This is a genomic window from Microbacterium enclense (assembly GCF_004022425.1).
GTDB classification, from domain to species: domain Bacteria; phylum Actinomycetota; class Actinomycetes; order Actinomycetales; family Microbacteriaceae; genus Microbacterium; species Microbacterium enclense_A.
In genome coordinates, this window is the sequence record NZ_RBZY01000026.1 from 43881 (window position 1) to 52427 (window position 8547).

Genomic DNA, 8547 nt, shown 5'->3' on the forward strand with positions numbered 1-8547 from the left:
GTTCCCCACACGGAACACGGATGCCGGACCCCTTCGGGGATCCGGCATCCGTCGTTTCAGAAGCGGCTCACCACTGCGGGTGGATCTCGGCGCGCAGGCGCCGGTCGTACACGTCGCGCACGAGGGCGTCGAACGCGTCGACGTCGAACCCGCCATCGAGGAGGTCGGCCGCCCCGGCGTTCGCGGTGGCCTGCTCGGCCGAACGCGCACCCGGAATAACCGACGTGACGCCCTCGCGCGATGCGATCCACGCCAGCGTCGCGGCGGGGAGCGTGACCCCCTCGGGCAGGGAGGCCTTGAGCTCGTCGGCGGCGGCGACGCCCTCGGCGAAGGGCACGCCCGAGAACGTCTCACCCTTGTCGAAGGCCTCACCGTTGCGGTTGTACGTGCGGTGGTCGTCCTTGTCGAACGTCGTGTCGGCGGTGTACTTGCCGGACAGCAGGCCGCTCGCGAGCGGCACCCGCGCGAACACGCCGACGCCCTTCTCCGCGGCGAGCGGGAGCACCTCGTCGAGGGGCTTCAGCCGGAACGGATTGAAGATGATCTGCAGGTTCGAGAGATTCGGGCGACGTAGAGCCGACATCGCCTGGTCCATCGTCTCGACGGACACGCCGTAGGCCGCGATGACGCCCTCGGACACGAGCTGGTCCAGCGCGTCGTAGGTGGCGTCGTCGTCGATGACGGCCGACGGAGGGCAGTGCAGCTGCACGAGATCGAGGGTGTCCTGCGCGAGGAGTCGGCGCGAGCGCTCGGTCCACGCGCGGAAGTTCTCCATCGTGTAGTTCTCGGGCAGCTGTTCGGCGCGACGACCCATCTTCGTCGCGACGGTGATCTCGGCCGCGCCGGACTGCTGCAGGAAAGCGCCGATCAGCTCCTCGGAGCGCCCGTCACCGTACACGTCGGCCGTATCGAAGAGCGTGACGCCGGCGTCGACCGAGGCACCCAGGACCTGCATCGCCTCGTCTTCGCTCACCCCGCCCCAGTCGGGTCCGAGCTGCCAGGTGCCGAGGCCGATCGCCGAGACCTCGCGGCCGGTGCGGGAGAGGGGACGCTGCTGCATTGCGGTTCCTTTCGGGGGTCGTGTCGAGCCTATCCAGCACCGCAGACATCGAGGCCGCGGCGCTGCGTCAACCCCGTCACCGCGGTGCGCGGCGCGGCCTAGCGTGGGCGCGAACCCCATCGGAAGGACCACCGTGAACACTCCCCCCGAGAACCTGCCCGGCGCCGACCACGAGAAGACGGTGTCGGATGCCGAGGGCCTGACCGCCGACATCCCCGCCGGCGGCGCGGGCGCCGACACCGGCGCGGTCTCCGCGACCGAGATCGACCCCGACGACGAGGCGCGCGTCCAGAACGTGTCGAGCCAGAACGACCTGCCGGGCGTCGGCACCCGGGCGGCGGACGGCGAGATGGAGCGCGGCACCGACGACGCCCGCGGCGACAGCGGATCCACCTCGCGCCACGGGTCCGCGCAGACCAACGAGGCTGCGCCGACCGACGAGTCGAACCGCACTCCGGCATCCCCGCCGCCGGCCGCGGACGGCGGCGAGGATCACGTGGATGCCGACTCCCCGCTGGCGAAGTACCAGCCCGGTGTCGGAAAGTCCTCGGCGGAGTCGAGCCGGATCGCCCAGAACCTTCCCGACCCCGACGAGGACTGACGCGGTCGCTCTAGGCTGGCCCGATGACGAGCACCCCCGCCCCGCCCCCTCCGCCCCGTGTCGTGATCGCCGGGGCGAGCGGCTTCGTCGGTCAGGCGCTCGTCGCCGCGTTCCGCGCGGACGGCTACGACGTCGTCACGGTCGGTCGGACCGGCACCGCGACGTGGGGTGACACGGACGCGATCGCGCGGCTCATCGACGGTGCCGACGTCCTGGTGAACCTCGCGGGCAAGATCGTCTCCTGCCGCTACACCGACGCGAACCGCGACGAGATCCTGCGGTCCCGAGTCGACACGACCCGGGCCCTCCACAAGGCGGTTCGGGATGCCGCGCACCCGCCGCGCGTGTGGATGAACGCGTCGACCGCCACCATCTACCGCCACGAGACCGAGAGCGGCAACGGCGAGACCGACGGTGTGATCGGTGACGGCTTCTCGGTCGACGTCGCCACGAGCTGGGAGCGGGCGTTCTTCGACGGAGACCTGCCGACCACGCGCCGGGTCGCGCTGCGGATGGCGATCGTGCTGGGCGACGGACCCGCCACGCGCATGCTCCTCGCGCTCGGGAAACTGGGCATGGGCGGTCCGCAGATCGACAGCTGGTGGTTCCCCCACCGCCGTTATCGCGGCATCGGCGCGCGCCCGACCGGTTCGACGTGGTCGTCGTGGCACCGCACGAGGGGACGCCAGCGCTTCAGCTGGATCCACATCGACGACGTCGTGGCATCCGTCCGCTTCCTCCGCGACCGCGACGATCTCGCGGGCCCCGTGAACCTCGCCGCCCCTGGCGCGAGCGACAATCGCACCCTCATGCGCGAGGTGCGCCGGGTCGTCCGAGCACCGTTCGGACTCCCGGCGTTCCGCTGGATGCTCGACCCCGCCATGGCGGTCCTGCGCAACGAGCCCGAACTGGTGCTCAAGAGCCGCTGGGCCGTCCCCGCGGTCCTCACGGGGGCGGGCTTCACCTTCGCGTACGACGAGCTGGGGCCGGCGCTGGACGCCGTGGCATCCTCGCGCCGGCCCCGGGCCCGCGATCTGTTCTCGGCCTGATCAGGTGTTGCGGCGCACGAAACGCAGCAGCGCGGCGATCACGCCGATGATGAGGACGATGATGCCGATCCAGAGCAGGAACTTCACGGCCTCGACGAAGATGCCGAGGAAGAGGAAGACGAGACCGACGACGATGAGGAGGATGGCGAGAGCTGGCATGGCATCCACTCTGCCCTCACGCCGTCGCGGACCCGGTGCCCTTGACACCGGGGCCGGGGGCGGGGCAAGCGCATGTCAAGCTCTCGTGCCGAGCACTCCCTCGGTCTAGCCTCGGAGTCGTCACCACGAGAGAGGCGCATCATGGGCGATCGCGACACCACCGGCCACGGCACGGGGCCCGACGAGGGCGAGTACACCGAGGTCGAACTCCCCGACGGCGAGGAGGCCGGCCGCAATCTCGACGCGCCGGGCGAGTACGTCGACAACGAGCGATCCGACGGCACCGACGCGCGGCCGCGCGCCGACGAGCCCGGCGCCTACACCGACGTGCAGCTCCCCTCGGGCGACGAATCACGCGAGGACGTCGAACGTCCGGGCGAGTACACCGACCGCGATCGCTGAGTCAGCGTTCGAGGGTCGCGCTCGGGTGGGTCCGATACGCCGCTCGGTAGGCCGCGATGAATCGCGGGAGATCGGCGAAACCCCAACGCAGCGCGACCTCGGCGATTGTCGTCCGGGTCGGATCGGATGCCACGAGGTCGGCGTGCGCGGCACTCACGCGGGCCAGCTCGAGGTATCCCTCGGGCGTCGCCGAGAGGTGCCCGTTCGCGGCGAAAGCGCGGCGCAGGCCCGCGGCGGAGGTCCCGGCGGCCCGCGCGGCGTCATCGGCGGTCACCGGCAACGACGCGTGATCGTCCATCCATCGCGTCGCCGCGGAGTAGATGGCTGCCTGCGCGACGGCCGATGCACGCCGCTCACGCGGATCACCGGCCAACGGGAACGCTTCGAGCGTGGCCGACACGAGCGCGCGGTGCACGTGCGCGCGCACCAGGGGTTCAGCGAGCAGCGGAAGCTGCGTGAACGCCCATCGCAGGGTCGCGAGCCAGTACTCGCGCATCCGCGGAGACACCGGACCGGTGCCGTCGAAGCGCACCTCGAGGGCATCGTCGCCGTAGATCGTGCGCGCCGCGTCGGTCAAGTGGGCGGGGTCGAAGGCCACGAGCTCGACGGCGGTCTCCCGAGCGCGTCCCAAGAGCTCGTTGCCGGGCTGGACGACGCCCGGCTCGACGCTGAACTCGCCGGCGGAGGAGCCGATGCGCCACGCATAGCCGGGGCTCGAGGTGGCGAAGAAGAACCGGTCGGCCTCGTACACGACCTCCGCGCGACAGTCCCACAGCAGGCGGCGCAGTGCGAAGGCACCGTCTCCGACGGCGCGTTCGCCGAACGACCCGTCGTCGACCTGCACGTCCACTCGGCCGTACTGGGTGCGCAACCACTCGAGCGCTTCGCCCGGCTCGGCCGTCCGCACGCGCGTGTCGAAGTAGTCGCTCATGACCTGCGGCACCTCGCTCCCGCTGGACTGCACCACAGCCATAGTAGTTAACCCCGAGACTCCCCCGGGCCTCTCATCCCGGCCCGGATAGTTCACCTGATCTGCAGAGAGAAGCACCGTGACCGACTCGCCCGTCATCCGCGACATCCACCCCGACGACGCCGGTGAGGTGCTGACCGTCCAACGCGCCGCCTTCGCCAGCGAAGCACTGATCTACGGCGACCCCGACATGCCGCCCCTGACCCAGACCCTGGAAGAGCTCGAGGCGGAGCTCGTGGAGAACCTCGGCTGCGTGGCGATCGTCGGCCACCGGATCGTGGGGGCCGTCCGCGCACGCCTGTCGGACTCCCTGCTGCTCATCGGCCGCCTCGCGATCGCGCCGGACCAGCAGGGCGGGGGCCTCGGCTCGACGCTCCTCGCCGCGGTCGAGGAACGCGGGCGCCGGGCCGGCGCGACCGAGGCCGAGCTGTTCACGGGCGGCCTCAGTGAGGCGAACCAGCGGCTGTACGAGCGGGAGGGCTACCGCCGCAGCGAGACCACCGCCGACGGCGAGATCTTCTACCGCAAGCCGCTCACCTGAGGTTCGGTGTCCACGACACGCGGACGCGGCCCGCGGCCGTCGGCGTGTCCTGGACACCGAGAGGTCGGGCGGGGCGCCAAGCGCCCCGCCCGACCGGCGACGGGACTTACGGGGTCGGCATCCCGCCGTTGACGTTGAGCGTCTCGCCGATGACGTAGCTGGATTCCGCGGATGCCAGGTACACGTAGGCCGGGGCGAGCTCGGCGGGCTGTCCCATGCGGCCGAGGGGCGTCTCCTCGCCGAACTCGGCGACCTTCTCCTGGGGCTGCCCGTCCGACACCTGCAGCGGCGTCCAGATCGGGCCGGGGGCGACGGCGTTCACGCGGATGCCTTTGGGGGCGAGCTGCTGGCCGAGAGCCTTGGTGAACGTGTTGATGGTCGCCTTCGTCGAGGCGTAGTCGACGAGGATCGGCGCCGGCGAGTACGCCTGGATCGAGGTCGTGTTGATGATCGCCGACCCGGCCGGCAGGTGCGGGAGCGCCGCCTTGGTGATCCAGAACATCGCGTACACGTTCGTCTTGAACGTGTCGTCGAACTGCTCGTCGGTCAGGGTCTCGAGGTCCTCGTTGAACAGCTGCTTGCCGCCATTGTTGACGAGGATGTCCAGGCCGCCGAGCTCCTCCACCGCTTGCGCGACGAGCGCACGGCAGTACTCGGGGTCGCGGAGGTCGCCGGGGATCTGAGCGACGGTCGCGCCGGCCTCGCGGAGGATCCCGGCGATGCGATCGGCATCCTCCTTCTCCTCGGGCAGGTACGACATCGCCACCGACGCGCCCTCACGGGCGAAGGCGATCGCCGTGGCCGCGCCGATGCCGGAGTCGGCGCCCGTGATGAGCGCCTTGCGACCCTCGAGACGGCCGCTGCCGACGTAGGTGTCCTCGCCGAGTGCGGCCTTCGGCGTCAGTTCGGCATCCAGGCCCGGCTCGGGCTGATGCTGCTTCGACGGCTCGATGTCAGCGTAGAGCTTCGCGGGATCGGTGAAGGTGTACTGGCTGGTCATGGCGAGTCCTTTCAATGGGGGATGCCGAGGCGCATGCCGCCGCGGCGGGGGAAGGTCAGCGGTCGCCGAGGTCGGCCTCGTCGACCACTTCACGGATGACGAGGGCCGCGTTGATGAGCGCGAGGTGGCTGAGCGCCTGCGGGAGGTTGCCCCAGAACGCGCCGCCCTGCTCGGCGATCATCTCCGCGTACAGCCCGACGTCGTTGGCCTGCGCGACGAGGGCGTCCATCGCCTCGATCGCTTCGGCGTGACGGCCGACGCAGGCCAGAGCCGTCGCGCGCCAGAACGCGCACGCGACGAAGGTGTGCTCCTCCTGGTCCATGCCGGTGTAGCGGTAGACGAGGTGGTTCTCGGTGCCGAGGCGTTCGGTGATGGCATCCACCGTCTTGGACATGCGTTCGCCCCGGTCGAATCCGGTCGGGGCGTGCAGGAGCACCGAGGCATCCAGGTCGTCCGACCCGGGCCGCAGGGTGTACGCCTGCAGGGTCTCCGACCAGCAGTGCTCCTCGACCCAGACGTGGATGCGGTCGCGCTCGGCTCGCCAGCGGTCGCCGTTGTCGGGGATGTGCCCGCCGCTGGCGAGCCACTGCGCGTCGTCGAGGGCCTTCCAGCAGCCCATCTTCGACGACGTGTAGTGCTCCAGCTCGGGGAGCTCCCACATGCCGGAGTCCGCGCGGCGCCACAGGTCGCACGTCTGGTCGGCGACGTCGGCGAGCAGGCGCCCCGTCTGCACATCGAGCCGGTTGCCGGCCTCGACGTACGTGCGGCAAATCGCGATGAGATCTCCGTAGACCCCGAGCTGCAACTGGCCCTGGGCCGGATTCCCGGTGACCACGGGTTGACTGCCGTTCCAACCGGGCACCTCGTGCTTCTCGACGCTCACGTCGGATCCGCCGTCGAGCGTGTACATCACCTGCACTTCCGGCCCGTTCTCGCGGATCGTGCGGAGCATCCACGACAGCGCCGCGTGCGTCTCCTCGCGAAGTCCGAAGCCGACCCACGCGTGCGCCGTGTAGGCGAGGTCGCGCACCCAGGCGAAGCGGTAATCCCAGTTCTTGCCCCCGCGCGGGTTCTCCGGGAGCGAGGTCGTCGCGGCCGCTGCGATCGCGCCCGTGGGGCTGAACAGCAGCAGCTTCAGGGCCAGAGCACTGCGCTGCACGTCGTCGGCCCAGGGGCCGTCGTAGGAGAACTCGTCGGACCACATCGACCATCCGGCGATGGTGCGGTCGATCCCGCGATCGACGTTGCGGGTGTCGGGGATGCGCAGCGGCTCCCCCTCGGTCGCCGCGACGACGAGGAGGTGCCGCGAGCCCTTCTCGGTCGTGAATCCGCCCGAGATGCTCTCGCTCCGCTCGTCGGGTTCGCCGTGGATGCCGTGCTCCTGGCCCACGACCGCGAGCGAGACGTGGCCGATCCGCATGACCGAGAACCCGTCGATGCGCTCGGTCCAGGGCGCCGCGGACCGCAGCATCGTCCCCGGCTGCACGCACCACGCGAACTCGACCTCGCCCTTCACGCCCTCGACCCGACGCGCGAGTTCCGCCCACGGCAGCCGCCCCGCGATGCCGGTGACCATGGCATCCGTCAGCTTCGCGACACCCGTCTCGGTCGTGAAGGTGGTCTCGAGAACGTTGGTGTGCGCGACGTAGCGCCTCGTCACCGTGTACTCGCCCACGGGAGCGAGTTCGATGCACCCGCCCGCGGACTCATCGACGAGTCGTGCGAACACGGGCCGGGAGTGGATATTCGGCAGCGGCAGCCAATCGACCGCACCGTCGAGCCCGATGAGTGCGACCGTGCGTCCGTCACCGATCGCGGCGTAGTCGCGAAGCGGGCGGGAGGGTGGCGGCGGTGTCGTGGGCACGCTTCCACGCTAGGAAGCGCGCACCGCGCGACCCCGGGGGTTGTCGATCCCGTATCGAGCGGGTACGGCGCACGTCGCTACAGCGGCGCCGTCGTGCTCGCAACCCCCGGTGGCCCCCGCGGTGCGAGACCTAACGTCGGTATCGACCGCGAGTGAAAGGAACGCGCATGTCCACCACCACGAAGGACACCTCGACCAAGAACCGCCGTCGCCCGGCCCGCGGCGGCAGCGGCCCCGGAACCACCGAAGAGCAGAACGCCGAGAAGGGCTTCCAGGCCTCCGAAGAGCTGACCCAGGCTCTGCAGGCCGTTCTCGTCGACCTCATCGAGCTGTCGATCCAGGGCAAGCAGGCGCACTGGAACGTCGTCGGCAAGAACTTCCGCGATACCCATCTGCAGCTCGACGAGATCATCGAAGCGGCACGCGAGTTCAGCGACACCGTCGCCGAGCGCATGCGGTCGCTGCACGCTCTCCCCGACGGCCGGAGCGACACGATCGCCGAGACCACGACCCTGCCGGAGTTCCCGCAGGGCGAGGTCGACACGGCCGAGGTCGTCGACCTCATCACCGAGCGCATCGACGCGACCGTCGGCACGGTCCGCGACGTGCACGACGGCGTCGACGAGGAAGACCCCACGAGCGCTGACATCCTCCACGGGATCCTCGAGCGCCTCGAGCAGCTGTCCTGGATGGTCAGCGCCGAGAACCGCGTCGCTCGCAGCTGAGGATCGCAGAACACACCGGATGCCGGGGCCTCGGGGCCTCGGCATCCGTCGTCTTCGTGGGGATCATCCGCGAGCGATGAGGAAGGGAGGGTGCGGACGTTCGATCCGGGCCAAAGCGACCTTGACCTCGGTCAGCGTCGCGCCCACCTCTGCGAATCGTCGATCGACCTCTGCGA

The 8547-nt window shown here is 70.4% G+C and carries 10 protein-coding genes; 5 read left to right on the forward strand and 5 right to left on the reverse strand.

All coding sequences use genetic code 11. The features are described from left to right. Positions 1 to 67: 67 nt before the first annotated feature. Positions 68 to 1060 (reverse strand): aldo/keto reductase, encoded by a 993-nt coding sequence (locus D8Y23_RS08685; protein WP_128217754.1) that lies wholly within the window; start codon positions 1058 to 1060, stop codon positions 68 to 70. 133 nt (positions 1061 to 1193) lie between these two features. Between D8Y23_RS08685 and D8Y23_RS08690 the strand changes: the two genes are divergently transcribed. Together D8Y23_RS08690 and D8Y23_RS08695 are read left to right on the forward strand one after the other, a co-directional pair. Beyond that, entirely contained in the window at positions 1194 to 1661 is a 468-nt protein-coding gene (locus tag D8Y23_RS08690; protein ID WP_128217755.1) for a hypothetical protein, read from the forward strand. A 23-nt stretch (positions 1662 to 1684) separates the two neighbouring features. Continuing rightward, positions 1685 to 2710: an epimerase gene (locus tag D8Y23_RS08695; RefSeq protein WP_128217756.1), complete on the forward strand. Its 1026-nt coding sequence runs from the start codon at positions 1685 to 1687 to the stop codon at positions 2708 to 2710. On the opposite strand, the gene D8Y23_RS16780 is transcribed toward D8Y23_RS08695, so the two are convergent. Beyond that, complete coding sequence (locus D8Y23_RS16780; protein ID WP_164878181.1) at positions 2711 to 2869, reverse strand: hypothetical protein; 159 nt, start codon at positions 2867 to 2869, stop codon at positions 2711 to 2713. It abuts the gene before it with no gap. 141 nt (positions 2870 to 3010) lie between these two features. On the opposite strand from D8Y23_RS16780, the gene D8Y23_RS08700 reads away from it, so the two are divergent. Further along, complete coding sequence (locus D8Y23_RS08700) at positions 3011 to 3271, forward strand: hypothetical protein (protein WP_128217757.1); 261 nt, start codon at positions 3011 to 3013, stop codon at positions 3269 to 3271. Position 3272: 1 nt separating this feature from the next. On the opposite strand, the gene D8Y23_RS16965 is transcribed toward D8Y23_RS08700, so the two are convergent. Further along, on the reverse strand, positions 3273 to 4244 hold the full coding sequence (locus tag D8Y23_RS16965; RefSeq protein ID WP_205796956.1) for a helix-turn-helix domain-containing protein: 972 nt from the start codon (positions 4242 to 4244) through the stop codon (positions 3273 to 3275). A gap of 76 nt (positions 4245 to 4320) precedes the next feature. On the opposite strand from D8Y23_RS16965, the gene D8Y23_RS08710 reads away from it, so the two are divergent. Next, positions 4321 to 4782 (forward strand): GNAT family N-acetyltransferase, encoded by a 462-nt coding sequence (locus tag D8Y23_RS08710; RefSeq protein ID WP_128217758.1) that lies wholly within the window; start codon positions 4321 to 4323, stop codon positions 4780 to 4782. A 106-nt stretch (positions 4783 to 4888) separates the two neighbouring features. Here D8Y23_RS08710 and D8Y23_RS08715 read toward each other — a convergent pair whose 3' ends face one another. Both D8Y23_RS08715 and D8Y23_RS08720 read right to left on the reverse strand, forming a co-directional pair. After that, the gene (locus D8Y23_RS08715; RefSeq protein WP_128217759.1) at positions 4889 to 5782 is read right to left on the reverse strand and encodes an SDR family oxidoreductase; all 894 of its coding nucleotides are present in this window, start codon (positions 5780 to 5782) and stop codon (positions 4889 to 4891) included. Between the two features lie 55 nt (positions 5783 to 5837). Further along, entirely contained in the window at positions 5838 to 7646 is a 1809-nt protein-coding gene (locus tag D8Y23_RS08720) for a glycoside hydrolase family 15 protein (RefSeq protein ID WP_128217760.1), read from the reverse strand. 167 nt (positions 7647 to 7813) lie between these two features. Between D8Y23_RS08720 and D8Y23_RS08725 the strand changes: the two genes are divergently transcribed. Continuing rightward, complete coding sequence (locus D8Y23_RS08725; RefSeq protein WP_128217761.1) at positions 7814 to 8371, forward strand: Dps family protein; 558 nt, start codon at positions 7814 to 7816, stop codon at positions 8369 to 8371. Positions 8372 to 8547: the final 176 nt, after the last annotated feature.

Coding starts and splice junctions, on each gene's coding strand:
- D8Y23_RS08685 (WP_128217754.1), bottom strand. CDS start 1,060: ATGCAGCAGCGTCCCCTCTCCCGCACCGGCCGCGAGGTCTCGGCGATC.
- D8Y23_RS08695 (WP_128217756.1), top strand. CDS start 1,685: ATGACGAGCACCCCCGCCCCGCCCCCTCCGCCCCGTGTCGTGATCGCC.
- D8Y23_RS16780 (WP_164878181.1), bottom strand. CDS start 2,869: ATGCCAGCTCTCGCCATCCTCCTCATCGTCGTCGGTCTCGTCTTCCTC.
- D8Y23_RS08700 (WP_128217757.1), top strand. CDS start 3,011: ATGGGCGATCGCGACACCACCGGCCACGGCACGGGGCCCGACGAGGGC.
- D8Y23_RS16965 (WP_205796956.1), bottom strand. CDS start 4,244: ATGGCTGTGGTGCAGTCCAGCGGGAGCGAGGTGCCGCAGGTCATGAGC.
- D8Y23_RS08715 (WP_128217759.1), bottom strand. CDS start 5,782: ATGACCAGCCAGTACACCTTCACCGATCCCGCGAAGCTCTACGCTGAC.
- D8Y23_RS08725 (WP_128217761.1), top strand. CDS start 7,814: ATGTCCACCACCACGAAGGACACCTCGACCAAGAACCGCCGTCGCCCG.